Origin of the sequence: Neorhizobium lilium, assembly GCF_004053875.1 — a bacterium.
In the GTDB taxonomy this organism is placed as follows: domain Bacteria; phylum Pseudomonadota; class Alphaproteobacteria; order Rhizobiales; family Rhizobiaceae; genus Neorhizobium; species Neorhizobium lilii.
Genome location: NZ_SBIP01000003.1, coordinates 869,981 through 894,389 on the forward strand (window position 1 = coordinate 869,981; position 24,409 = coordinate 894,389).

Below are 24,409 nucleotides of genomic sequence, written 5' to 3' on the forward strand. Positions count from 1 at the left end.
CAAACACAAAATTGGGCGGGCAGATCGCCTTAGAGGACGACGCTCACCTGCGGTATGGGGCTGGCGGCGGGCTGCCCCATGGGCGCAACCACTGGCTCGCCTTCCCCACGAACGGCGTTCTCGGCCACATGCAGGCCGCACTCGCGCGTCTCGTCGTTTTCCCACCACCAGCGACCGGCGCGCTCTGGTTCGCCCGCCTTAATGGCGCGCGTACAGGGCTCGCAGCCGATCGATGGGTAGCCGCGGGCGTGCATCGGGTTCACGGGAATGCTTTCCGCCGCCACATGGGCACGGATCGCTTCGATATCCCAGTCCGCCAACGGGTTGATCTTGATCAGGTTGCGCTCGGAATCGTAGTCGGCAAAGGGCGTCGTTGCGCGGTTGCCGGACTGGCCGCGGCGCAGGCCGGTGATCCAGATTTCGGCACCGGCAAGGGCGCGACCGAGCGGCTTCAGCTTGCGCACATGACAGCAGGCATGCCGGGCCTCGACGCTGTCGTAAAAGCCGTTGAGGCCGTATTTGGCGGCATAGGCGTCGATATCATCCTGCTCGGGCAGAAAGCGTTGAATGGCCATGCCGTAACGCTCTTCCGTCTCGGCGATCAGATCCACGGTCTCCTTGAACAGCCGCCCGGTTTCCAGCGTCGCCACCGTGATCGGCAGCCGGTGCGTCCCGATGGCAGCAGTGATCACCTGATCCTCTATGCCGAGGCTTGTCGTGAACACGGCGCGGCCGAGCTCCGCCGCGAGCGCCAGACGGCCCGCGAGATCGAGGTTTTCGAGCTGCGTATCGAGCGTCGCGGCCATTTCCGGATGGCCCAGGCCGGCGGGTGTCTGTAGTGTCATTTTGGAGGTTCCGTGAGCTGTGGCTAAATATCCCATTTCATGGTGCGGGAGAACAGGAAAACCCGTTTCATGGCAGGGGGGATGAAGAGCAAATTCCTCTCCAAAGTTCGCTGCACACAGAAAACCTACCGCCTTAACCAAAAGTGAGTGTTTTTCAGCTGCTAAACCTGCGCAATAGTTTGTCTTTTTGAGGGATTTGCGCTAACAGAAAAATATGAAGGCGTGGGCTTTTGGCCGATGCCGTCATGCACCCCTTTAAGCGCTCTCCGGCGCAACCGCGGATGCCCTGATAGAAGCCGAGTGAGCGGCGTTGCGAGGAGCGGTTCGAGCTTCGCGACGGCGCTATTGCCGATGGTCGAGTTATGATATCCCAAAAAGCGAAATACGCGCTGAGGGCGCTCGCCGCCCTTGCGCAGGCAGATCCGGACGAGCCGATGTTGATCTCCGAGATCGCGCTCCAGCAGAGTATCCCGAAGAAGTTCCTGGAGCAGATCCTGCTGGACCTCAAGCGCTCGGGTATCGTCGTCAGCCGGCGCGGCAAGCAGGGCGGATATCTTCTCCTCAAACGCGCCGACGCGATCACCTTCGGCGAAGTGCTGCGCCTGGTCGACGGGCCGATCGCGCCGCTTCCCTGCTTGTCGCAGACGGCCTACCGCAAATGCGAGGATTGCGACGGCGAACAGCTCTGCGAGATACGTCACGTTTTCGCCCGAGTGGCGCAAGCGACCCGCGACGTGCTGTTCAACACCACCATTGCCGACGCTGTCGAAGGTGCAGGGGAACCGGCAGCACCTGTCCGCGAACTTCTGACGGCTTGAAGGCTTCAGTCCAGCGACTGAATTTGCTATCCTTCAGAATGAAAATGTCCAAAGGCCCCAGGAGGGCATCCCGTGGTTGACGATGCAACGATCGAACTGGGCGAGCACTTTTCTGGTTTCGTTGAGCGACAGGTTGAGATCGGCCGGTTTGGCTCAGCGAGCGAAGTGGTGCAGGCGGGATTGAAGCTTCTCGAAGAGCATGAGATGCGCGTCAAAGGGCTGCAGAACGCCCTGATCGCGGGTGAGAAATCCGGCGCGCCGAGATCTTTCGATAACGAGGCCTTTGTCAGGCGCATGCGGCAGCGGAATGCCCGCTGAACGAACTTTTCGTCTCTCACCACTGGCAGAGGCGGATCTGGAAGACATCTGGTCCTACACTGCGGACCGGTGGTCAATTGAGCAGGCAGAGCACTACCACGGGATGCTTTTGAAAGTTCTCGGACAGCTTGCTGAGGGGAGCTCGACAGGGCGGCACGTCGATGTAAGGCGCGGCTACCTGAAGTATCGGGTCGGGTCGCACGTGATTTTCTTCCGCAGCCATGATGTCGGGATCGACGTCGTCCGCATCCTCCATCAGCGAATGGATGTCAGCCTGCATTTGGTCGACGATACGTGACATCGATCCCGAGGCCTGCCTGACGCCTCCGTGAGCCTCAGCTCCTCGCACGCTGCTTCAACCGGATCACCTTGAAGAAGCCGTTCGGGAAGACGGGGCGGATCTCCAGGAGGTCGAAGTCGCCGCGATGCCTGGCCCATTCGCCGATGCGCGAGATCCGGAAAGCCGAGCTCCAGCCGACCTTGTGCACCAGCGGCGCCACCGCCTCCTCGATTCTGCCCTGAATGCCGCGTCCGTCGCCGAGCTTGCTTGCAATGATGATCTCGCCGCCCGGTCGCAGAACCCGGGCGCATTCATCGAGCGCCCGCTCGGGCTCGGGGATCAGCGTCACCACGAAAGGCAGGCAGACGGCGTCGAAACTGTCATCGGCAAAATCCAGATGCTGCGCATTCATCACCCGCAGGGCCTTTACATGCGCGAAACCCTTGCGCTCCACCTTTTCGCGCGCCTTGGCGATCATGTGTTCGGAAAGGTCGATGCCGGTGACCCGGCAATGGGCCGGATAGTGGGGCAGCACGAGGCCCGTGCCCACGCCCACTTCCAGTATGTCCGGCCCGGCCGCGGCCGCAAGCGTTGCCGTCGTCCTGTGGCCGTCGCGCAGCAGGCCCCGATAGACGCGGTCATAGATCGGCGCCCAGTGACGATAGACGCGGCTCTGATGTTCGGGGCTGTTGTTCATGCCTGCCAAGATGGCCTCCCTGCAATGTTACCTCGAAAGTCTGGAAGGAGAGATAGGTATTCTCGGTGAAACATCCACGACATTCCGCCGCGGCAATCTGGCTGCGGACCCGCATGCTGGGCTGCGAGAGGCGAAAATCTTCCTCTGGGAGCGTGTTTGGCCGGATTGGCTTTTTGCCGCAGCCCCTGTTGGCAACGCCGCTGTTGCGCCGATCAGTTGCCGATGATGTGTTCTTTGCCCTTGGGTCCGGCAGAGGGAAACAGTTTTGCCTTCTTTTTGCCATCGATTGACTAAGACGACCGACCCGATAGAGTTTCCTCCAGCACCATTGGAGGGAACCTCATGATCAAATTTGCCAAGGCACTGGCGGCAGCCGCACTCACCGTGGCGGTGACTGCGGGCGCAATCGCTCCGGCCTTTGCCGAGACGCAGCTTCTCAACGTGTCCTACGATCCCACCCGGGAGCTCTACAAGGATTACAATGCGGCCTTCGCCGAATACTGGAAGGCCAAGGGCGGCGAGGATGTCAGCATCCGCCAGTCCCATGGCGGCTCCGGCGCCCAGGCGCGCTCGGTGATCGACGGGCTGGAAGCCGATGTGGTGACGCTGGCGCTGGAAAGCGACATCAACGCCATCGAGAAGACGGGCAAGATCAAGGCCGGCTGGCGCGATCGCCTGCCCAACCATTCCTCTCCCTACACGTCCACGATCGTTTTCCTGGTGCGCAAGGGCAACCCGAAGAACATCCACAACTGGGGCGACCTGGTGAAGGGCGACGTGCAGATCGTGACGCCGAACCCGAAGACCTCCGGCGGCGCGCGCTGGAATTATCTGGCCGCCTGGGCCTGGGCGAACGAGGAGTTCAAGGGCGACAACGACAAGATCAAGGCTTATATCGCCGATCTCTATAAGCGCGCTCCGGTTCTCGATAGCGGCGCACGCGGCGCGACCGTCACCTTCGCACAGCGCCAGATCGGCGACGTGCTGCTGGCCTGGGAAAACGAGGCCTATCTGGCCGGCGAGGAGTTCGGCAAGGATGCCTTCGAGATCGTCGTGCCGCCGATTTCCATCCTGGCCGAACCTCCGGTTGCCGTAGTGGACGCCAACGTCGATTCCAAGGGCACCCGCAAGGTGGCGGAAGCCTATCTCCAATACCTCTATTCCGACGAGGGCCAGAACATCGCGGCCAAGCACTTCTACCGGCCGTCCAAGCCGGAAGTGGTCAAGCCCGAACTGCTGAAGGCCCTGCCGCAGATCAAGCTCGTCACCATCGACGATCCGATCTTCGGCGGCTGGAAGAAGGCGCAGCCGGAACACTTTGGCGATGGCGGAATTTTTGATCAGATCTACAAGCCAGGCAAGTGATCGGATACTGAATGACGCATAGCGCCACCGCCTCTACGGCACGGTGGCGACTGAAACAGCCGAGCATTATTCCGGGTTTCGGAATGACGCTCGGCTTTTCGCTCGCCTACCTGTCGCTCATCATCCTCATTCCCGTTGCGGGTCTGCTCTGGCGCACCGCCGGGCTCGGCTGGGGCGGGTTCTTCGCCGTCCTGACGGACTATCGAACGTTGAGGGCACTTTATATATCCTTCGGCACGGCCTTCCTGGCAGCAATCGTCAACGTCGTCTTCGGAACGCTCGTCGCCTGGATCCTCTCTCGCTACAATTTCCCCGGCCGCCGACTGATCGATGCCATGGTGGATCTGCCATTTGCGCTGCCGACGGCCGTTGCCGGTATTGCGCTTGCCGCCCTTTACGGGCCGAACGGCTGGATAGGTTCGTTCTTCATGCCTTTCCGCATTGCCTTCACGCCTTTGGGCATCGTCGTCGCGCTGATTTTCATCGGCCTTCCTTTCGTGGTGCGCACCGTGCAGCCTGTCATGGAGGAACTGGATCGCGAAATGGAGGAGGCGGCGGCGACTCTGGGTGCCAACAGGCTGCAGACCATCGTCAGCATCGTCCTGCCAGCTCTGACGCCGGCTCTCCTGACAGGCTTTGCGCTGGCCTTCGCCCGCGGCGTCGGGGAATATGGCTCGGTCGTCTTCATTGCCGGCAATATCCCGTATGTTTCCGAAATCGCCCCGCTGCTGATCGTCATTCGTCTGGAAGAGTTCAACTACGCCGGCGCAACGGCCGTCGCCACCATCATGCTGATCATCTCCTTCGTCATGCTGTTCGTGATCAACTTCATCCAGGCCTGGAGCCGCAGGAGGTACGGCAATGGCTGATCACCGGATTTCGCTCAAGATGGAAGCCCCTCCCGCCTGCCGGCCGCCCTCCCCACAAGGGGGAGGGTTTAAGGTGCGGCACCGTCTCGCGCCAAGAGGGACGGTGGAGCAGGCGATTTGCACTCTCCCCCCTTGTGGGGGAGATGCCGGCAGGCAGAGGGGGACTTAGCCGATGTCCGAACCGTCGCACATCAAATTTCGCAATCCGGCCGACGAGCGTCCGCTTGCCAAAGTCCTGCTGATCGCGCTGTCGCTCGCCTTCCTTGTCTTCTTCCTGTTCCTGCCGCTGGTTTCGGTCTTCGTGGAAGCCTTCCGCAAGGGCTGGGAGGAATATTACGAGGCGCTGGTCGAGCCCGATGCGGTCGCAGCCATTCGCCTGACACTCACGGTGGCCGCCATTGCCGTGCCGCTCAATCTCCTGTTCGGGCTTTGCGCCGCCTGGGCCATCGCCAAGTTCGAGTTCCGCGGCAAGTCGTTCCTGATCACCCTGATCGACCTGCCGTTTTCGATCTCGCCGGTCATCTCGGGCCTGGTCTATGTGCTGCTCTTCGGCTCGAACAGCGTGCTTGGTCCGATCCTGAAAAGCCACGGCATCGAGATCCTGTTTGCCGTTCCAGGCATCGTGCTGGCGACGATCTTCGTCACTTTTCCCTTCGTGGCGCGCGAGCTCATTCCGCTGATGCAGGACCAGGGCACAGGCGACGAGGAAGCGGCGCTTTCGCTCGGTGCCTCCGGCTGGCAGACATTCTGGTTTGTGACCCTGCCGAACATCAAATGGGGCCTGCTCTACGGCGTGCTACTCTGCAATGCCCGCGCCATGGGCGAGTTCGGCGCCGTCTCGGTCGTGTCCGGCCATATCCGCGGGCTGACCAACACCATGCCGCTGCATGTGGAGATTCTTTATAATGAGTATAACTTCGTGGCGGCCTTTGCCGTGGCATCGCTGCTGGCTCTGCTGGCGCTCGTCACTCTCGCATTGAAAACCATTCTCGAACTTCGGTTCGGTGCCGGCGCTGCCGGCGGCAGGCATTGAAAGGCTCCGCGTTCATGGACGTCAAGATCAACAATATCCGCAAGGAGTTCGGCCGCTTTCCCGCTCTGAACGACGTGTCGCTGAAGATTGCCTCGGGTGAGCTCATCGCGCTGCTGGGGCCTTCCGGTTCGGGCAAGACGACGCTGCTGCGGCTGATTGCAGGGCTTGATTTCCCGACTGCCGGCCAGATCTTCTTTGGCGACGAGGATGCCTCGCATCATTCCGTGCAGGAGCGCAATGTCGGCTTCGTCTTCCAGAGCTATGCGCTCTTCCGGCATATGACGGTCGCAGAGAACATCGGCTTCGGCCTCAAGGTCCGTCCCGCATCTACACGGCCCGCGAAGGCGGAAATCCGCCGGCGCGTGTCCGAGCTTCTCGACATGGTGCAACTGTCAGGCCTTGAAAAGCGCTATCCGAACCAGCTCTCGGGTGGCCAGCGGCAACGCGTGGCGCTGGCCCGCGCCATGGCGATCGAACCGCGCATCCTGTTGCTCGACGAGCCCTTCGGCGCGCTCGACGCCAAGGTGCGCAAGGAACTGCGCCGCTGGCTGCGCGAGTTCCATGACCGCACCGGCCACACCACCGTTTTCGTCACTCACGATCAGGAAGAGGCGCTGGAACTGGCCGACCGCGTCGTGGTCATGAGCCAGGGCAAGATCGAGCAGGTCGGCTCCGCCGACGATGTATACGATCGCCCGAGCTCACCCTTCGTCTTCTCCTTTATCGGCGAATCCACCCAGCTGCCGGTAGAGTTGAAGAGCGGCACCGTGCTCTTCCAGGGCGAGCCGCTCGGCATCACGGAAGCGGGCGAGGGGCCGGGCCAGATGTTTTTCCGTCCCGAGGATGTGGAACTCAGCCAGGCGTATGACGCGCTTTCCGGCAAGGTCACGGCCTGTCGCCGTCTGGCCGGCACCCGCATCGCCGAGATCGACATCGCCAATCATGGCCATGCCCCCTATCACGTCGAGATCGAGGTGCCGCTGCATGCGCCGGTGGAACTGGGCAGCGACATCCGCTTTCGTCCGACACGGTGGAAGATCTTCCGGGGATAGGGCACAACTCCGAAGACGCGGATCTCATCTAAGATTTATTACGGCACTATTGATGATCGTCATCTCTGGAGGCTTTTTGCGGAAGCTACAGCGCGCAGGCGCAAGTTTCGGTAAACAAACCTCAGGTAAAAGGGCGCCGGTCTATTGTCACGACAGGGCGTCTATGGCGGATTTTGCTAACGAAACCGAGAATGCTGTGCCGCCGCAAACGGCACCGGTGCGGCTCGTCTATGCTGCTAGCGGTTTTGGCAAGGCCCTGTTGGATCGCCTACGGCCGGATCGCGGCACAGTGCTGTTTATGTCGGTTTTGGGCTTCACTGCTTTGCTGTCGCTTTATGTCTTCTTGGAAGAGCAGTTCCTCAGCATCGTCTGGCGAACTACGCTTGCCAATAGCGCGTTTCAGCTTTCGCCGGCATTTGCCCTCGTCATGACCATCGCCACCGTGGCGGCGGGTCGGATGCTGCGCAACCTGCGCACCACCTCTGCGGAAACCCCGTCGGGCGAGGATCTGGCGGAGGCGATCGATATCCTTGCCGCGCAACCCAATGCCAGCGCCGGCCTGGTGCGGCTGGGCGACAAGCGGGTGCTGTTTTCCGATTGCCGCAAGGCCTTCATCATGTATGCCCGCTCGGGACGTTCCTGGGTCGCGCTGTTCGATCCGGTCGGTGACAGCGGGGCGTGGTCAGGGCTTGTCATCAAGTTCATGGAGGCCGCCCGCAAGGATGGCTGCCGTGCGGTCTTCTATCAGGTCTCGCCGCAGTTTCTTCCCTGTTCGGTAGAGGCAGGGTTGAAGCCCTACAAGCTGGGCGAACAGGCGGTGGTTGACCTCACATCGTTTGACCTGAAGGGGGGCGCCTGGCTTAAACTGCGCCGCTCCATCAACCGGGCCGAACGGGACGGGCTCCAGTTCTCGATGATCGCTGCAGAGGATGTGCCGGCGGTTTTGGACGAATTGCTGGATGTTTCCCGCACTTGGCTCAAGGCACAGAACGCCGCCGAAAAGGGTTTTTCGCTGGGCACCTTTCAGCCTGGTTATGTGGCGGCCGGCCCGGTCGCCGTTATCCGTTTCGAGGGACGGATCGTCGCTTTCGCCAATATTCTCTCCGCAAGTTCCAGGGGCGATGCCTTCATCGACCTCATGCGCCACATGCCGAATACGCATCGCGGCATGATGGATCTGCTTTTCGTGCGCATCATGGAACATATGAAAGCGCAAGGGTTCCGGACGCTGAACCTCGGCATGGCGCCGCTGGCCGGCCTTTCCACCCATCGCCGCGCCCCGCTGTGGAACCACATCGCGCAACGCATCTTCAGGAACGGCGAGCGCTTCTACAACTTTCAGGGCGTGCTGGCCTTCAAGTCCAAGTTCGATCCACAGTGGCAGCCGCGCTATCTCGCCGTCAGCGGCCGCGGCGTGCCTTTAGCATCCCTGTTCGACGTGACGGTGCTGATCGGCGGCGGCTTGAAGGGTCTGCTTCGCCGATGAGGCTCCTGCCGCTCCTCCTCGCGGGGCTATTGGCTGTGGTGGCTGCGTCACACTTCGCCGCAGACCCTGAAATCGTAACCGATACCCTGCCGGCCACGCGGATCAGCTATCCGAGCGGCCAGGCCAAGGGCGTCGTCGTCCTGTTTTCAGGCAGGGAAGGCTGGTCCGAAGGGGAAGATCGGGTTGTTCAGTCCCTGAACCGCGACGGTGCAGTCGTGGTCGGCATCGACCTGCCGGACTATTATGCCGCCTTGGCAGAGCAGCAGGGCGATTGTCTCTACCTTGTCTCGGAAATCGAGGACCTGACCCGGCAGTTGCACCGCCACGCCCATATAGCCGAATACCATCCTCCTCTCGTCGCCGGTATCGGAGATGGAGCCACCCTGGCGCTGGCAATTGCGGCGCAGACGCCCAACTCGACAATTGCCGGAACGGTGGCGGTCGATCCCGGCGCGGTCATTCCGCTCTCCACCGTGCTCTGCACACCGGCTCCCAAGACGCCTGCCACGGGCGGCACGATCTACGGCCTGACAGCGGGGGAGCTTCCGAACCCTGTGCAGATCGTCTTCAGCAGCGCGGCCGGTGCAGAGGGGCGCCGGCATGCGGACGAACTGAAGCAGAGCCACGCCGATATCGAGCTTTCCGACATGGACGGGGATGCCGACTCGGCGCTTCAGCAAAGCCTGACGCTGGCCTTTCGCAACCTGGCTCATTCTAGCTCGCCGCTGGATCTGCCGGTTATTCCATTGGAGGCGAAGCCCAGCCGGAACCTGATGGCGATCGTCTATTCCGGCGATGGCGGCTGGCGCGACATCGACCAGAAGCTTGGCGGCTACCTGCAGGGGCAAGGCATTCCGGTGGTGGGCGTCGATGCTCTCCGGTATTTCTGGAACGAGAAAACCCCCGATGAAACGGCGGCCGATCTCTCCCGCATTATCGCCACCTACCGGAAGCGTTGGAAGGTCGATCATGTGCTCTTGATCGGCTATTCCTTCGGCGCAAACATCCTGCCGGCCACCTATCGGCTGTTGCCGGAAACGGACAGGCAGGCGGTATCGCTCCTCTCTCTTCTGGCGCTGTCGCACCAGGCGGATTTCCAGGTCGATGTGACCGGATGGCTCGGTTTTGCCAGCGACGGCAAATACGGAGATCCCATCGATGATTTGCGCGAGATCGAAGGGTTCAAGATCCAGTGCATCCATGGCGATGCCGAGGACGACAGTGCCTGCCCGGATGTGCGAGACATTGCCGGAGCGCAAGTTCTGGCCCGCAAGGGCGGCCACCATTTCGACGGCGACTACCGGGCGCTCAGCCGCCTGATCGTCGAGCGGGCCGATGCGCTGCTGGCCAGCCACTAAGGCTTGATTTTTGCTGGACGAAGCGCATAATGCGTTGCATTTGCGATGCAGGAAATCATCCCCATGAAAACCGCCACCATTCCTTCGCTACGTGTCGATCCGGAACTGCGCGCCGCCGCCGAAAGCGTGCTCCAGGAAGGCGAGACGCTGTCGGCATTCGTAGAAAGCTCTCTTCGCCGGCAGGTAGAATATCGCACGACGCAAGCCGAGTTTATTGCGCGCGGTCTGGCATCGCTGGCGGAGGCCGAGCGCACCGGACGCTACCATAGCTCTGAAGACGTCCTTGCAATGCTAAAAGCCAAACTCGATGCGGCTAAGGCAGCGCGGGCAGCGAAAGAGCAATGAGCTATCAGATTCGCTACACTGATGAAGCGATCGAGGATTTCGACAGGCTATACGATTTTCTCATCGCTTATGATCTCAACCTGGCGGATCGCGCCTATAGCGAAATCAAGGAGGCGATCAAACTGCTGGAGCAATTCCCGTTTTCCTTTCGAAAAGCAGCGGGCGGAAACCCGCTACTTCGCGAATTGCTGGTTCCGTTCGGTGCTTCCGGTTATATCGTCCTTTTCCGTATCGACGACAGCGATACGGTGACCGTTGCCGCCATCCGTCACCAGCGCGAGGACGATTACCACTGATCATCGGTCGCTCGCCGCGGCCCGCGGATTGACCCAGGGCTCCTGGTTGGAGCGCGGCAGAGGCTGCCTGCCCAGAATATGGTCCGCGGCCTTTTCGCCGGTCATGATCGACGGGCCGTTGAGGTTGCCGTAAGTCACGTGCGGGAAGATGGAGCTGTCTGCCACCCGCAACCCTTCCACGCCGATCACTCGGCATTCGGGATCGACTACCGCCATAGGGTCCTCGGCCCGTCCCATACGGCAGGTCCCGCAGGGGTGATAGGCACTTTCCAGATGCTCGCGCAGGAAATCGTCGATCTGCGCGTCCGTTTCCACCGTCTCGCCCGGCTGGATCTCCGGTCCGCGATAGTCGTCGAAAGCCTTCTGGCGGAAGATGTCGCGGGTCAGCCGCACGCAGTGGCGGAACTTCTCCCAGTCTTCCGGATGGCTCATATAGTTGAAGCGCAGCACCGGATCGTCATGCGGATCGGCTGAGCGCAGCGTCACCGAACCGCGCGACTTCGACAGGTTGTAGCCCACATGCACCTGGAAACCATGGCTCTTGGCAGCCGCCTTGCCGTCATAGGAAATGGCGACGGGCAGGAAATGATACTGGATGTCCGGCTGCTTCAAACCGGGGGTGGAGCGCAGGAAGGCGCAGGCCTCGAACTGGTTGGATGCGCCAAGGCCGCCCTTGGACAGCAGCCACTGCGCGCCTGCGACGCCCTGCCAGAACCATGGCAGCCATGAATAGAGTGAGACCGGCTTTGTGGAGACCTGTTGGAAATAGAATTCCATATGGTCCTGCAGATTGGCACCCACGCCCGGCCGATCGGCCTTCACCTCGATTCCCATCTGCTTGAGATGGTCCGCCGGGCCGATGCCGGACAGCATCAGGAGCTTTGGCGAGTTGAACGAGGACGCTGCGACAATGACTTCGCGATTGGCCTTGATGATCTTCGTGCCGCCACGCTGTTCGATCTCGACGCCGGTGGCGCGGCCGTTCTCGATCACCACGCGATTGGCGAAGCCGCGCACCAGCGAGACATTCGGTCGCTTTAGCGCAGGCCGTAGATAGGCATTGGCGGCCGACCAGCGCCGGCCGTTATGGATGGTCTGTTCCATCAGCCCGAAGCCTTCCTGCTTCGAGCCGTTATAGTCCTCCGTCATCTCGAAACCGGCCTGGGCGCCTGCCTGGATGAAGGCATGAAAGAGCGGGTTCGTCATCGGCCCGCGCCGCACATGCAGAGGTCCATCCGTGCCGCGCCAGCCTTTTTCGCCGCCATGGGAATGTTCCATGCGCTTGAAATAGGGCAGTACGTCCGCATAGGCCCAGCCGGTCGCGCCAAGCTCTTCCCAGCGGTTATAGTCCTCCGCATGCCCCCGTACATAAACGAGGCCGTTGATGGAGGACGACCCGCCGATCACCTTGCCCCTTGGCGCGGTAATGCGGCGATTGTTGAGGTTCGGCTCGGGCTCGGAGAGATAGCCCCAATTGTAGCGCTTCATGCTCATCGGCCAGGCAAGTGCCCCCGGCATCTGGATGAACGGCCCGAAATCCGTGCCGCCCGCCTCGATGACGATCACAGAATGCTTGCCGTCCTCTGACAGGCGATAGGCCATGGCAGATCCCGCCGAGCCGGAACCGATGATAACGTAATCTGCCTGCATTATGTCTCTTTCTTCATTTCCTGGCGACGTCGCCCCCTCATCCGGCTGCCGCCACCTTCTCCCCGAGGGGAGAAGAGATATGCCGCGCCGCTTCGTTCCCTCTTCTCCCCAGCGGGGAGAAGGTGGCGGCAGCCGGATGAGGGGGCGGCATAGCGCGGGCCTCAATACGGCGCCTCGACTGGTGCCATGCCAACATAGACTGTTTTCAGCTCGGAATAATGATCCAGCGCCGCAAGCGAATTCTCACGACCGAAGCCGGATTGCTTGGAGCCGCCGAAGGGCATTTCGACCGGGCAGAGATTGTAGGTGTTGATCCACAAGGTTCCCGCTTCCAGCTGGTCCACCACCCGGTGGGCGCGGGTGATGTCTGCCGTGAAGACGCCGGCCGACAGGCCGAATTCGGTGGCGTTGGCGCGGGCGATCACTTCGTCCTCATGCTCGAAGTCGAGCACGCACATGACCGGCCCGAAGATCTCTTCGCGGGCGATCGTCATCTCGTCGGTCACGTCGGCAAACACGGTCGGCTGAATGTAATAGCCTTCGCCAGAGACATTGTTGGGAATGCCGCCGCCGGTCAGCAGCGTCGCACCCTCTGTCTTTCCCTTGTCGATATAGGACAGTACCTTCTCGCGCTGGTCGAACGAGACCATCGGCCCCATCTGCGTCGCCTCGTCCATCGGGTCGCCGATGGAAATCTTCTCCGTCCGCTCCTTGAGGCGCGACAGGAATTCTTGCTTGATGTCCCTCTGCACGAAGACGCGCGTTCCATTGGAGCAGACCTGGCCGGTCGAATAGAAATTGCCGAGCATGGCGCCGCCAATGGCACTGTCGATATCCGCATCCTCGAAGACGATTAGCGGCGATTTTCCGCCAAGCTCCATCGTTACATGCTTGAGGTTGCCGGCAGCGGCGGCCGCCACTTTGCGGCCCGTCGGCACGGAGCCGGTCAACGACACCTTGGCGACATCGGAGTGGTTGACCAGCAGCGGGCCGGTGTCGCGGTCGCCCTGTATGACGTTATAGAGCCCTTTGGGAAGACCCGCCTCGTGAAGGATTTCGGCGATCTTCAGCGCGCCGAGCGGCGTGTTCTCGGAGGGCTTGAAGACCATGGCATTGCCGGCGGCAAGCGCCGGGGCGCCCTTCCAGCAGGCGATCTGCTGCGGATAGTTCCAGGCGCCGATGCCTACGCAGACGCCGAGCGGCACACGCTTGGTATAGGCCCAATCGCCGCCGAGCGGAATGTAGCTGCCGTTCATTCCAGTTGCGATGACACCGCCGAAGAACTCGAAGCTGTCTGCCCCGGAGGTGGGATCGGCGACGATTGTCTCCTGGATCGGCTTGCCGGTGTCCAGCGTCTCCAGCTCGGAAAGCTCCCGGTTGCGCGCCCGCATGATGTCCGCGGCCCGTTTCAGGATACGGCCGCGCGCGGTCGGGCTCATCGCAGCCCATTCCGGCTGGGCTCGCTTTGCCGCGGCAATGGCGCGTTCGACAATCGCAGGCGTTGCCGCATGCACGCGCGCGATCACCTCGCCGGTTGCCGGATAGAGGCTTTCGATCAAAGTGCCGGCGGTATCTTCCACATATTCGCCGTCGATGAAGTGGCTGCCAGGGGGCTGGACTTTCGGCTGGGCTTTCATCGTCATTCTCCGCCTTATTCGCCCCTGGGATAGCGTTTGGATTCTTCCAGGATGTTCAGATCCATATGATTGCGCATGTAGCGCTCCGATGCCTTCTGCAAGGGCTGGTAGTCCCAAGGATAGTAGGATCCGTTCCGTAGGGCTTCATAAACCACCCAGCGGCGCGCCTGGCTTTCGCGCACGGCGGCGTCGAAGGCACCCATGTCCCAGCGCTCCCCGCGCTTGCGGCGGAACATCGCCACGACATCCTCGAATTCGGGATTGTCGGCAAGGTTGGCAAGCTCCAACGGATCGGCTTCGAGATCGAACAACTGGTCTGGATCGAGCATGCAGTGGGTGTATTTCCACTGCCCCTCGCGGATGCAGACCAGCGGTGAATAGGAACCCTCGGCCGCATATTCGAGAAGAACGGGCGAGGTTCGCTCGCCGCCCTCCATCACAGGCTTCAGGCTCTCGCCGTCCGTCCAGGGCATGATGTCGTCCATGGAAATGCCAGCAAGGTCGCAGAGCGTCGGCGTCACGTCGAGATTGGAGACGGGCGCCTCGTGAAGGGCAGGGGCAATCCCGGGTCCTGCGATCATCAGGGGGACGCGTGCGGAGCCTTCGAAGAAGTTCATTTTGAACCACAGCCCGCGCTCGCCCAGCATGTCGCCATGGTCGGAGCAGAACAGAATGACGGTGTCGTCCAGCATCCGCGTGCGGGTCAGCGTGTCGATAAGCTTGCCCACCTTGTCGTCGATATAGGAGATGTTGGCGAAATAGGCGCGGCGCGACCGGCGCACGTCCTCTTGCCTCACGTCGAAGTTCTTGTAGTCGCACGAATGGATGATGCGCCTGGAATGGGGGTCCTGCTCGTCCTCGGCAAGCGGGCCGATTTCGGGAGCTAGGTGCTCACAATCTTCGTAGAGATCCCAGTATGCCTTGCGTGCCACATAGGGGTCGTGCGGATGGGTGAAGGAGACGGTCAGCGCCCAGGGCCGGCGGTTCGGGTCGTCACTTTCGCGAGACAGGTGATAGAGCTTCTGGTTGGCGAGGAAGGCCACCTCGTCGTCATATTCCATCTGGTTAGTGATCTCGGCGACGCCCGCACCCGTCACCGAACCGAGATTGTGATACCACCAGTCGATCCGTTCGCCGGGCTTGCGATAATCCGGCGTCCAGCCGAAATCGGCAGGATAAATATCCGTGGTCAGCCGCTCCTCGAACCCGTGCAGCTGGTCCGGTCCGACGAAGTGCATCTTGCCCGATAGCGCCGTGTAATAGCCGGCGCGCCGCAGATGATGCGCGTAGGTGGGGATGGACGAAACATATTCTGCCGCATTGTCATAGACGCCCGTTCGGCTTGGCAATTGGCCGGCCATGAAGGAGGCACGCGCCGGAGCGCAGAGCGGCGAAGACGTGTAGTTGTTGGCGAAGCGGGCGGAGCGAGCCGCCAGCGCCTTCAGGTGCGGCGCATGCAGCCAATCCACCGGGCCATCGGGAAACAGCTTCCCGTTCAGCTGATCGACCATGATGATGAGGATATTCGGTCGGGCCATGGAATCGCTGTTCTGGTGATGGTGAAGCTTACCAGATCAGTTATTTTTGATCGCGTCTGCGATCAAGCGGGGAATACGAACAGCGCTATCTCAAAAACGCATGTATGGTTGCTGACCACGGCGCTTATGAGGTGTAGCTGCCATACAGAAAGGCTACCCCACTTTTTTGGGGCGACCGCCTTTTGCACCGTTCGCGCGGCTCGCTGCAATCTTTGCTGGAGAGCGGGATTGTCCTCCGCGACGCTGGATATCCATAAATGCCCTTGTGCCGAATATCCCGTTCATCAGGCCTGTGATCGAATAATCTGCATCGAGGCTTTCCCAGTGCAAACCCGTCTCCCCAAGAAGCTCCACCTCTCCCAATTGCTGAGTGGTTGCCTCCTCCATTCCTTCCAAGGACCGGGCGGGGAATATAAAAGATGCGCCATTCGTGAATTCGACGATCACCCGTTCCGAGGATTCGTCGAACCGAACAGAAGTGGGGATAGGTCTTCCGGCCCGCTCGTTTTCCCAACGCTGCTTTGCCTGAGAGAGTTCTGCATCGGTAGTTTTAACCATGGTGTTTCCTCCATGTTTCCAGGAATAATTCCTGGTTCTCTTCAATAACCGAAACCGCCCGACGAACGTCTCTGTCAGACATGCCGCCTTGGGTAATCACCGCAAGGTTGGTGATGTCGATGCGGGCTTCACCCTCGCCGACGACATGCACATGAGGCGGCTCATGATCGGCGGTGTAAACAACGAAACGCATCCCATACTGGCGAAGGACAGTGACCATGAGCACCAATAACCCAACGTCTTGGGTAAATCAATCGAAAGGCTGGCCGCAGGCTTCCGGCGGGATTTTGGCACTTGAAGCGCAGTCGGTCTGATCCTGTCGACACCACAGGGTTCATGACGGCGGCAGTTGGCCAATTCATTGTATCTGAAGGATTTGTCGCCTGCTTGTCACAAAACTTTCATCCATCTTTCACATGACGGAAAGGGATTGTTGACGGAGATTGGACCAAGCTGCGGCCATCACTTAAGGCCATTGCGCAGTGGAGTAGTCAGTCATGTCGTCTGCGGCCATTCTGGAGCCGGGCGTCTTCCGCCGTTATGCCAATGATCAACTGGTAACGCTTGCCAAGCTTGTGCTTGAGAATGCCTTCCAGCCGATCGTCGAAATCGGCACCGGCACCGTCTTCGGTTATGAATCCCTGATGCGGGGGCACGAGGGGATTGGATTTTCCTCGCCTGTCGAACTGCTGGACCAGGCCCATGAAAGCGGCCAGCTTCTGGCGCTGGAACAGATGATGGGCGCCCGGGCGCTGGCGAAATTCGCCTCCCTGCCGGCGTTCTCCTCTGCCACACTTTTCCTGAACCTCGACGTGCGGCTGATCCGGCATGGCAGCTATTTCCTCGAAAAGCTGACCGCCCATCTGCACAAGGCCAATATCCCGCCCTCGTCCGTCTGCTTCGAATTCTCCGAGCGTTTTGACAACACCAGCGTTCCGGAGTTTGCCGGCCTCGTGGTCGAGTTGCGCAAGGCGGGCTTCAAGCTGGCGATCGACGATTTCGGCGTCGGCCATGGCGAAATGAAGCTGCTCTGCGACTACCCGGTCGATTACCTGAAGATTGATCGGCATTTCATCGCCGGCATAGACGACAGCCCGCGCAAGCGGCATCTGGTCAAGAATATCGTCAACATCGCCCATGTGCTCGGCATAAGGGTGATAGCGGAAGGCATCGAGACCGAGGCCGAATTCGTCACCTGCCGCGAATATGGCGTGGATCTCGTGCAGGGCTGGTTCATCGCCCGTCCGACGACCTTTCTCAGCGAGTTGCAGCCCTCATTCCCGCACCTGGCGGATATCGGCCGTTCCCGCCGCTCCAGCCAGTCGCTGGACGAGATCCTCATCCGCAAGCAGATCGAGCATCTGCCGGCCGTCTACGAGAACGAGAGTATCGACAATGTGTTCGAGCTCTTCCGGCGCAATCCGCGCCAGGCTTTCTTCCCGGTGCTGAACGCCAATGGCGAGCCGCGCGGCGTCATCAACGAATACCATATGAAGGAATTCATCTATCAGCCCTTTGGGCGCGACCTGCTCAAGAACAAGATCTACGAGCGGACTGTCTCGCATTTCGTGGAGCGGGCGCCGATCATCGGGCTCAATGCGGAGGCGGAGGAACTGATGAGCCTCTTCGCCAACATGGAAAACAGCGCCTGCGTCATTCTGACGGAAAACATGCGCTACGCGGGCGTCGTCTCGGCTGCCTCGCTCATCAAGGTCGTCAACGAAAAGCAGCTGAAGATCGCCCAGGATCAGAATCCGCTGACCAGCCTGCCGGGCAATCTCGCCATCCGCGATTTCATGCAGGAATCCGGCCGCGACGACGATCAGACGCGCTTCTTCTGCTATTGCGACTTCGACAACTTCAAGCCGTTCAACGATCATTACGGCTTTCACATAGGCGATCATGCGATTTCGCTCTTCGCCGCCCTGATGAAACGCTATTTCTTCTCTGACGAGCATTTCCTCGGCCATGTCGGCGGTGACGATTTCTTCATCGGCGTACGCGACTGGACGCGCGAGGAACTGAGCGAGATCCTTGGCCGTCTCCTGTCCGATTTTCATGACGACGTCGTCATGCTCTACGGCGAGGAGGAAAGAGCGGCTGGCAAGATTCGCGGCCATGACCGTTATGGTGCGGAACGGGACTTTCCGTTGATGCGGTGCTCGGTCGGCATAGTGGAACTGCCGCAGGGCCTTGTGCTGGACGATGTGGTGCGGATCGGCGCGGAGATCGCCGCTGTCAAGGCGCAAGCCAAGGAAAGCGAATCCGGCCTGGTCTTCGCGCTCTTCGGCGAGACAAAGTGACGTAGGTCCTCACCGTAGCGGCGAGATGCCGCCTTTCTCTTGATGCTGTGCTGTCCTATCTCAGTGGCCGAACCCTGAAAGGAGAGCCTATGTCGCTTCCGTCCGAAATGCGCTTTGTCGATCTGCCGTCCTTTGGCGGGCCGGAGGTCATGACCCTGGCCCACGGCCCGTTACCTGTGGCGCGCCCAGGCGAAATCCTTGTGCGGGTGGAGGCGGCCGGCGTCAACCGGCCGGACGTGCAGCAGCGCAAGGGCAACTATCCGGCACCGAAGGATGCAAGCCCCATCCTTGGTCTCGATATATCCGGCGAAGTGGTGGCGGTTGGCGAAGGCGTCAATGAATTCGGCATCGGCGACAAGGTCTGCGCGCTTGCGAATGGCGGCGGCTATGCGGAATATTGCGCCGTTCCGGTCGGTCAGGCGCTGCCATGGCCGAAAGGCTACGACGCGGTAAAGGCGGCGGCACTGCCGGAAACCTTCTTCACCGTCTGGGCCAACCTCTTCCAGATGGCCGGGCTGACGGAAGGAGAGAGCGTATTGATCCATGGCGGATCGAGCGGCATCGGCACGACTGCCATTCAGCTTGCCAAGGCTTTCGGGGCTTCTGCGATCTACGCCACGGCAGGCAGCCGGGAAAAATGCGAGGCTTGCGAGCGGCTCGGTGCGACCAGAGGCATCGACTACAAAACGGAAGATTTTGCCGAGGTCATCAAATCCGAGACGCAAGGCAAGGGTGTGGATGTCATTCTCGACATGATCGGAGCCTCCTATTTCGAGAGCAATCTTGCGTCGCTTGCCAAGGACGGCTGCCTGTCGATGATCGCCTTCCTGGGTGGTGCCGTGGCGGATAAGGTCAACCTGACGTCCATCATGGTGAAAAGGCTGACGGTCACCGGTTCCACCATGCGACCGCGCACGGCGGAAGAAAAGCGCGCCATCCGCGATGACCTTCTGGCCCAGGTCTGGCCGCAACTGGAGGAGGGCAAGGTCGCGCCCGTCATCCATGCGGTTCTGCCCTTCGAGGAGGTCGCTGAGGCGCACCGCCTGATGGAAACCAGCAGCCATATCGGCAAGATCGTGATGCGGGTTTAGCATGAACTTGCTGCTATATCGAAAACGATATAATATGGTGCAACATGAAGCCGGTCATCTTTTTGGGTGATGCCTTGGAGCAACTGCGAGATTTCCCAGAGAGTGTCCGCAAGGAAGCTGGCGTCCAATTGCACAAGGTGCAGCTTGGCTTTGAACCGAGCGATTGGAAGCCCATGGTCACGGTAGGGAAAGGTACACGGGAGATCCGGATAAGAGATGACGAGGGCGCTTTTCGCGTACTCTACGTCGTCAAGGTGGGGGATGCGGTCTACGTGCTTCATGCATTCCAGAAGAAGACGCAGCAGACGGCCAAGCGTGAGGTCGAATTGGCTTCCGCGCGCTATCGGCAGATATAACGGAGCAGGCTATGGATCGTCAGGTATTCGTCAATGTCTGGGATGCACTCGAAGACACGCAAACGGAGGCCGCCAATATGTCTATGCGGTCAGCACTGCTCATTGCCATCGAGCAGAAGGTGAGAAGCTGGAACCTGACTCAGGTGGAAGCAGCAGGGAGGCTGGGCATTACTCAACCTCGCTTGAACGACCTCTTGCGTGGTAGGATCAGCAATTTCAGCCTGGATGCGCTTATTGGCTTGGCGGCTCAGGCCGGTCTTTCCGTGCGCCTGAATATCTCGGATGCGGCATGATCGGAACCAAGCGCGCTATCTTAAACGACTTTCGGATTGAGTTATCGGCTGGAAGATGAATCAGGACCGGCGAATGCTAAGCCGGCAAATCCTATCTGGCAACTCAATTAAATTCGCAAACGTTCATACAACTTGCCTTGCAGATTTGTGGATCGATGCCTACCTTCTACCCATCGTCAACGTAATGAAAGGAAGGTGATCCAATGTCTAATGAGATTTCGGTCTGCGCAACGGACAATGGAAAGTGTGTGGTTTTGACGGGGCAGCCCTCGGCCTGAACTTCATCTTCCTTCGGACTGTCGAGAGACGGCCCGGGTTCGTTCAACCGGACCAAACTCATGGAAGGGTCGCCTCGCGCGGCCCTTTTCCATTTTTGGGCTGCCGAGCCCTCTCCCTTGACGTCTCCCCACCTCCTTCGTTGTGATACTCCGCATTGACCCGGATCAAGAGACTGATGCGTCCAGCGCATGGGTGCGGTGATGAATGGGCGCTGCCGCAAATGCGAGGTTTGGGATATAACGGGCTCATCGAAGCAACGAGGCGCCGTGGACCGGCAGCCGGCTTCGAAAGCCCAGGAAAGGGGATCATCATGAACGTCGCACGTACCTTCAGCAACTGGCGCAAGTATCGTCAGACGGTAACCGAACTGGGCCGCATGACCCCGCGTGAACTGGAAGATGTTGGGATCGACCCCACGAACATCCGCCGCTTTGCTCGTAACGCCAGCGGCCTCTGATCAAGAAAAAGGCAGCAAACTTGGGAAACGCCCGCTCCATCGCGGGCGTTTTGCATTTCTGGCATAGCTCACTCGCCATGTCATAGCGCCGGCCGATGCAAAATCACAATCGACAGGCACTTTACCGATTTCATAAGCATTTTCCGTGCAAGTCTTGGGCTAAACGGCTATGAGGCCGAATATTGCCATCGAAGCCAGCAGCTCCAGGACTGATCATGCAAAACCCCGTGACCGTCGAAGTGACAAGAGGCGCCATCGTTGAAAGCCGCCATCGCGGCATGGGTGTGGTGGTGGACGGCCAGGGCAGAGAAGTTTTCGCCTTTGGCGATTCAGGCTCGAGCATTTTTCCGCGCTCGGCCTGCAAGGCCATGCAGGCACTGCCGCTGATGGAAAGCGGTGCCGCGGACGCCTATGGCTTCGGCAACAAGGAGCTTGCCTTTGCCTGCGCCTCCCATTCTGGCGAGGACGAGCATGTTGCCATGGCCGCAGCCATGCTGGCGAAGGCCGGCCGCGATGTGTCCGCCCTGGAATGCGGCGCGCATTGGGCGTCCGACCAGCCGGTGCTGATCCACCAGGCGCGCACCCTGGACAAGCCGACGGCGCTTCACAACAATTGTTCCGGCAAGCATTCCGGCTTCGTCTGCACCTGCGTCCACAGCGGAATCGAGCTTGAAGGCTATGTCGGCTATGATCATCCGCTGCAGGCGGAAATCCGCGGCGTCATGGAGAGCCTGACGGGCGCAACCCTCGGCCATGACAATTGCGGCACGGATGGCTGCTCTATCCCCACCTATGCTGTTCCGCTGAAAGGCTTGGCGCATGGGTTTGCGAAGATGCTGACCGGTCAGGGGCTGGAACCCGCCCGTGCCAAGGCCTCCCGCCGGCTGATGGAAGCCTGCATGGCCGAGCCCTTCTACGTGGCCGGCACCGACCGCGCCTGCACCAGGCTCATGCAGGTGGCCCCCGGCAAGATCTTCGCCAAGACCGGCGCCGAGGGCGTCTTCATTGCCGCACTTCCGGAGCAGGGCATTGCCATGGCGGTCAAGGCCGAGGACGGTTCGACCCGTGCTGCCGAAGCGATGATCTTCGGCCTGATTGCTCGCTACTTCGAGAAGGACAGCGAGACCCAGGCCAAGCTCATGTCCATGGCCAACAGGTCCATGAAGAACTGGAACGGCATCCATGTGGGCGATGTCAGGGTCACGGACGCCCTTTTCGCCTGAGGCTGCCCTCAAGGCTCGTCTCCTCGGGCCGGTGAGCGACGCCGCCTCCAACAGACTCACGCCTCCACTACATTCACCCCCAGCGCCCGGTATGGTGACAGCCGCTCTTCGGCGACTCCATTCTGCACGATCATGCACGAAAGCGCCGAGGCCGGCATGATCACATGCGGCGAAAGCGCATCGAGCTTTTCTGCCGTCAGAAGCGTGACGGTCTCGGCGGCGCATGCGGCAACGTGGCGCTTGATGGCGGCCTCCTCGAAATCCCCTGTCGATAGCCCGCGTGCGGGATGGGCGGCCGTCACGCCCAGGAAAAAGATGTCCGGCCTGATCCGGGAGATCTGCTCCATCGCCACAGCCCCGGTCGCCACCATGGAATGCTTGTAGAGCCTGCCGCCGATCAGGATCACGTCGGCTGTCGGGTGATGTTCCAGCTCACCGGCGATGGTCGGGCTGTGAGTGGCCACCGTAAAGGCGAAATCCCTCGGCAGCGCGCGGGCGATCTCCGCCGTCGATGTGCCGCCGTCGATAAAGATCGTCTGCCTTGGCCGGACCAGACTTGCCGCGCGAGCCCCCAGCCTCGCCTTCACATCGGACGAGACCTCCCGCCGCGCGGTGAAATCCGGCAGGTCCGGCGAGGCGGGAAGGGCACCCCCATGCACGCGCCGCAGCAGGCCCTCTGCCGCCAGCTCGCGAAGATCCCGGCGGATCGTATCTTCCGAAAGCGAGAACTCCTCGGCGGCGCGCTTCGCGATTACCTGTCCTTCCCGGCGAAGCATGTCGAGGATCAGGTTTTTCCGCTGGCTTGTTAGCATGATTCTTGACTCTGCATGAAATTGCACGAATAAACACGATTGTGCAGGTATTGTCCGAATAAGCAAGATTGCCGGCACGTTCGTGTACCTCTACCACCGCATAAAGGAAAACAAGATGCTGATTTTGATCGCTGGCCCCTATCGTTCAGGAACAGGGGACGACCCGCAGAAGATGGCGGAAAACCTGAAGCGGCTGGAAGCGCCGTCCTACGCCCTGTTCAAGGCAGGACATGTCCCGATGATCGGGGAATGGGTGGCGCTGCCGGTCTGGCATGCGGCCGGCGGCGGCAAGATCGGCGATGATCTTTATGAGGAGATCTTCCACCCGGTCGCCGGGCGTCTGTTGCAGCTGTGCGACGGCGTTCTGCGTCTGCCGGGTGCTTCCAAGGGCGCCGACAACGACGTGCGGATCGCGACCGAGCGAGAAATTCCCGTATGGTATCGTCTGGAGGACGTGCCGGGCGTTGCCTAGGACCAATCGACATTCAGGATTTGGAGCGTGGTATGAGGGGAAATCGTTTAGTTCGAGGAGCGAACCCGATGGTGATCTTATATCCATCGAGGGTTCGCGACGCAGAAATGGGCGATTTTCACCATATCCCTTCGGGACGCGGCAAATTTTGCCTCTGAAGACGTCGGAAAGGCCTTGTGGAGGGAAGGCTCCACTACGGCCTTCCCTCCTGTTCAGAAACAAAATCAGCTCGCGCCACGCCCGAAACCTGAATGCCTATTGATCCTAATCCGCCTGCAGGTGAAAAGGATGAAGCTGACGAACCGAGGAGAATCTCGATGTACACGCTGTTCTTTTCACCGGGCGCCTGTTCGCTGGCAAGCGCCATCGCGCTTGCGGAATCTGGCCTGCCTTACCGCCTCCAGCGGGTGAAGTTCGCGGAGAACGAGCAGCGTTCCGCGGATTATCTCAAGCTCAATCCCAAGGGCCGCGTTCCGGCCCTGGCGACAGAGCAGGGCGTGATCAGTGAGAACGTCGCGATCCTCGCCTATATCGCCCAGGCCGCGCCCGAAGCGAAGCTTGCGCCGCTCGACGATCCCTTCGCGTTTGCCCGCATGCAGGCGTTCACCAGCTATCTGGCAGGCACCGTCCATGTCGCTTCGGCGCACAAGCGGCGCGGCTATCGATGGGCCGACAGCGAGGCGTCATGGCAGGACATGGCGGCAAAGGTCCCGCAGAACCTGCGCGAATGCTACACGCTCATCGAGGAGGATTTTCTGCAAGGACCTTGGGTCCTGGGCGACAATTATTCTGTTGCTGACTGCTATCTCTTCACGCTCGCCGACTGGCTTCCCGGCTACGGGATCGCTCGGGACGAGTTCCCGGCCGTGGCGGATCATTATCGCCGCATGCGCGAGCGCCCGGCCGTGCAACGGGCGCTCGCCGAACACGAAGTTTCGTAAGGCTTCGGTCCATAACCAGGTCTGTCCCGCGGCCCCA

General features: G+C 60.6%; 27 protein-coding genes. 19 read left to right on the top strand and 8 right to left on the bottom strand.

Annotated features, from left to right (window positions below; genetic code table 11):
• Window positions 1–29: 29 nt before the first annotated feature.
• Window positions 30–845, bottom strand: a complete 816-nt coding sequence (locus tag EPK99_RS16680; RefSeq protein ID WP_128444182.1) for a phosphoadenylyl-sulfate reductase — start codon at window positions 843–845, stop codon at window positions 30–32.
• A 362-nt stretch (window positions 846–1,207) separates the two neighbouring features.
• Here EPK99_RS16680 and EPK99_RS16685 point away from each other — a divergent pair, with 362 nt between their 5' ends.
• The 3 genes from EPK99_RS16685 (at window position 1,208) to EPK99_RS16695 (ending at window position 2,279) form a co-directional block, all read left to right on the top strand.
• Complete coding sequence (locus EPK99_RS16685) at window positions 1,208–1,663, top strand: RrF2 family transcriptional regulator (RefSeq protein WP_128444183.1); 456 nt, start codon at window positions 1,208–1,210, stop codon at window positions 1,661–1,663.
• 72 nt (window positions 1,664–1,735) lie between these two features.
• Window positions 1,736–1,981: a type II toxin-antitoxin system ParD family antitoxin gene (locus EPK99_RS16690; protein WP_128444184.1), complete on the top strand. Its 246-nt coding sequence runs from the start codon at window positions 1,736–1,738 to the stop codon at window positions 1,979–1,981.
• Window positions 1,971–2,279, top strand: coding sequence for a type II toxin-antitoxin system RelE/ParE family toxin (locus EPK99_RS16695; RefSeq protein WP_128444185.1), 309 nt, complete (start codon window positions 1,971–1,973; stop codon window positions 2,277–2,279). Before EPK99_RS16690 ends, EPK99_RS16695 begins: the two co-directional genes overlap by 11 nt.
• Window positions 2,280–2,316: 37 nt before the next feature.
• Here the strand turns inward: EPK99_RS16695 and EPK99_RS16700 are convergent, their stop codons facing one another.
• Complete coding sequence (locus tag EPK99_RS16700) at window positions 2,317–2,958, bottom strand: class I SAM-dependent methyltransferase (protein WP_425374213.1); 642 nt, start codon at window positions 2,956–2,958, stop codon at window positions 2,317–2,319.
• A gap of 342 nt (window positions 2,959–3,300) precedes the next feature.
• Between EPK99_RS16700 and EPK99_RS16705 the strand changes: the two genes are divergently transcribed.
• From EPK99_RS16705 to EPK99_RS16740, 8 genes are all read left to right on the top strand, one after another.
• Window positions 3,301–4,323 carry a sulfate ABC transporter substrate-binding protein gene (locus EPK99_RS16705; protein WP_128444187.1) on the top strand — a complete coding sequence of 341 codons (1,023 nt, stop codon included), beginning with the start codon at window positions 3,301–3,303 and terminating at the stop codon, window positions 4,321–4,323.
• Window positions 4,324–4,334: 11 nt separating this feature from the next.
• On the top strand, window positions 4,335–5,192 hold the full coding sequence (gene cysT, locus EPK99_RS16710) for a sulfate ABC transporter permease subunit CysT (RefSeq protein ID WP_128444188.1): 858 nt from the start codon (window positions 4,335–4,337) through the stop codon (window positions 5,190–5,192).
• A 172-nt stretch (window positions 5,193–5,364) separates the two neighbouring features.
• Entirely contained in the window at window positions 5,365–6,225 is an 861-nt protein-coding gene (cysW, locus tag EPK99_RS16715; RefSeq protein WP_128444189.1) for a sulfate ABC transporter permease subunit CysW, read from the top strand.
• Between the two features lie 14 nt (window positions 6,226–6,239).
• Window positions 6,240–7,277, top strand: a complete 1,038-nt coding sequence (locus EPK99_RS16720) for a sulfate/molybdate ABC transporter ATP-binding protein (RefSeq protein ID WP_128444190.1) — start codon at window positions 6,240–6,242, stop codon at window positions 7,275–7,277.
• A gap of 163 nt (window positions 7,278–7,440) precedes the next feature.
• Entirely contained in the window at window positions 7,441–8,763 is a 1,323-nt protein-coding gene (locus EPK99_RS16725) for a GNAT family N-acetyltransferase (protein WP_128444191.1), read from the top strand.
• A complete protein-coding gene (locus tag EPK99_RS16730; RefSeq protein WP_128444192.1) occupies window positions 8,760–10,121 on the top strand; it encodes a virulence factor family protein in 1,362 nt (453 codons plus the stop codon). Before EPK99_RS16725 ends, EPK99_RS16730 begins: the two co-directional genes overlap by 4 nt.
• Before the next feature lie 63 nt (window positions 10,122–10,184).
• Window positions 10,185–10,466, top strand: coding sequence for a YlcI/YnfO family protein (locus EPK99_RS16735; protein ID WP_128444193.1), 282 nt, complete (start codon window positions 10,185–10,187; stop codon window positions 10,464–10,466).
• Window positions 10,463–10,762, top strand: a complete 300-nt coding sequence (locus tag EPK99_RS16740) for a type II toxin-antitoxin system RelE/ParE family toxin (protein ID WP_128444194.1) — start codon at window positions 10,463–10,465, stop codon at window positions 10,760–10,762. The genes EPK99_RS16735 and EPK99_RS16740 overlap by 4 nt, the downstream gene beginning before the upstream one ends.
• On the opposite strand, the gene betA is transcribed toward EPK99_RS16740, so the two are convergent.
• The 5 genes from betA to EPK99_RS16765 all read right to left on the bottom strand — a co-directional run bounded on the left by betA (window position 10,763) and on the right by EPK99_RS16765 (window position 16,365).
• Window positions 10,763–12,412 carry a choline dehydrogenase gene (gene betA / locus EPK99_RS16745; protein ID WP_128444195.1) on the bottom strand — a complete coding sequence of 550 codons (1,650 nt, stop codon included), beginning with the start codon at window positions 12,410–12,412 and terminating at the stop codon, window positions 10,763–10,765.
• A gap of 161 nt (window positions 12,413–12,573) precedes the next feature.
• Window positions 12,574–14,055, bottom strand: coding sequence for a betaine-aldehyde dehydrogenase (gene betB, locus EPK99_RS16750; RefSeq protein WP_425374207.1), 1,482 nt, complete (start codon window positions 14,053–14,055; stop codon window positions 12,574–12,576).
• An 8-nt stretch (window positions 14,056–14,063) separates the two neighbouring features.
• On the bottom strand, window positions 14,064–15,587 hold the full coding sequence (betC, locus tag EPK99_RS16755) for a choline-sulfatase (RefSeq protein WP_128444197.1): 1,524 nt from the start codon (window positions 15,585–15,587) through the stop codon (window positions 14,064–14,066).
• Between the two features lie 153 nt (window positions 15,588–15,740).
• Window positions 15,741–16,145, bottom strand: a complete 405-nt coding sequence (locus EPK99_RS16760; protein WP_128444198.1) for a DUF2442 domain-containing protein — start codon at window positions 16,143–16,145, stop codon at window positions 15,741–15,743.
• Window positions 16,138–16,365, bottom strand: a complete 228-nt coding sequence (locus EPK99_RS16765; protein ID WP_128444199.1) for a DUF4160 domain-containing protein — start codon at window positions 16,363–16,365, stop codon at window positions 16,138–16,140. Before EPK99_RS16765 ends, EPK99_RS16760 begins: the two co-directional genes overlap by 8 nt.
• 277 nt (window positions 16,366–16,642) lie before the next feature.
• Here EPK99_RS16765 and EPK99_RS16770 point away from each other — a divergent pair, with 277 nt between their 5' ends.
• The 6 genes from EPK99_RS16770 to EPK99_RS16795 all read left to right on the top strand — a co-directional run bounded on the left by EPK99_RS16770 (window position 16,643) and on the right by EPK99_RS16795 (window position 22,147).
• A complete protein-coding gene (locus EPK99_RS16770) occupies window positions 16,643–18,448 on the top strand; it encodes a GGDEF domain-containing protein (RefSeq protein WP_128444200.1) in 1,806 nt (601 codons plus the stop codon).
• A gap of 89 nt (window positions 18,449–18,537) precedes the next feature.
• Window positions 18,538–19,539, top strand: coding sequence for an NAD(P)H-quinone oxidoreductase (locus EPK99_RS16775; RefSeq protein WP_128444201.1), 1,002 nt, complete (start codon window positions 18,538–18,540; stop codon window positions 19,537–19,539).
• Between the two features lie 44 nt (window positions 19,540–19,583).
• On the top strand, window positions 19,584–19,895 hold the full coding sequence (locus tag EPK99_RS16780; protein WP_128444202.1) for a type II toxin-antitoxin system RelE/ParE family toxin: 312 nt from the start codon (window positions 19,584–19,586) through the stop codon (window positions 19,893–19,895).
• An 11-nt stretch (window positions 19,896–19,906) separates the two neighbouring features.
• Window positions 19,907–20,188: a helix-turn-helix domain-containing protein gene (locus EPK99_RS16785; protein ID WP_128444203.1), complete on the top strand. Its 282-nt coding sequence runs from the start codon at window positions 19,907–19,909 to the stop codon at window positions 20,186–20,188.
• A gap of 589 nt (window positions 20,189–20,777) precedes the next feature.
• Window positions 20,778–20,924, top strand: a complete 147-nt coding sequence (locus EPK99_RS16790) for a DUF1127 domain-containing protein (protein ID WP_128444204.1) — start codon at window positions 20,778–20,780, stop codon at window positions 20,922–20,924.
• A 215-nt stretch (window positions 20,925–21,139) separates the two neighbouring features.
• Complete coding sequence (locus EPK99_RS16795; protein ID WP_128444205.1) at window positions 21,140–22,147, top strand: asparaginase; 1,008 nt, start codon at window positions 21,140–21,142, stop codon at window positions 22,145–22,147.
• Window positions 22,148–22,203: 56 nt separating this feature from the next.
• Here the strand turns inward: EPK99_RS16795 and EPK99_RS16800 are convergent, their stop codons facing one another.
• Window positions 22,204–22,959: a DeoR/GlpR family DNA-binding transcription regulator gene (locus tag EPK99_RS16800; protein WP_128444206.1), complete on the bottom strand. Its 756-nt coding sequence runs from the start codon at window positions 22,957–22,959 to the stop codon at window positions 22,204–22,206.
• Between the two features lie 115 nt (window positions 22,960–23,074).
• Here EPK99_RS16800 and EPK99_RS16805 point away from each other — a divergent pair, with 115 nt between their 5' ends.
• Complete coding sequence (locus EPK99_RS16805; RefSeq protein WP_128444207.1) at window positions 23,075–23,431, top strand: DUF4406 domain-containing protein; 357 nt, start codon at window positions 23,075–23,077, stop codon at window positions 23,429–23,431.
• Window positions 23,432–23,748: 317 nt separating this feature from the next.
• A complete protein-coding gene (locus EPK99_RS16810) occupies window positions 23,749–24,372 on the top strand; it encodes a glutathione S-transferase family protein (RefSeq protein WP_128444208.1) in 624 nt (207 codons plus the stop codon).
• Window positions 24,373–24,409 lie beyond the last annotated feature (37 nt).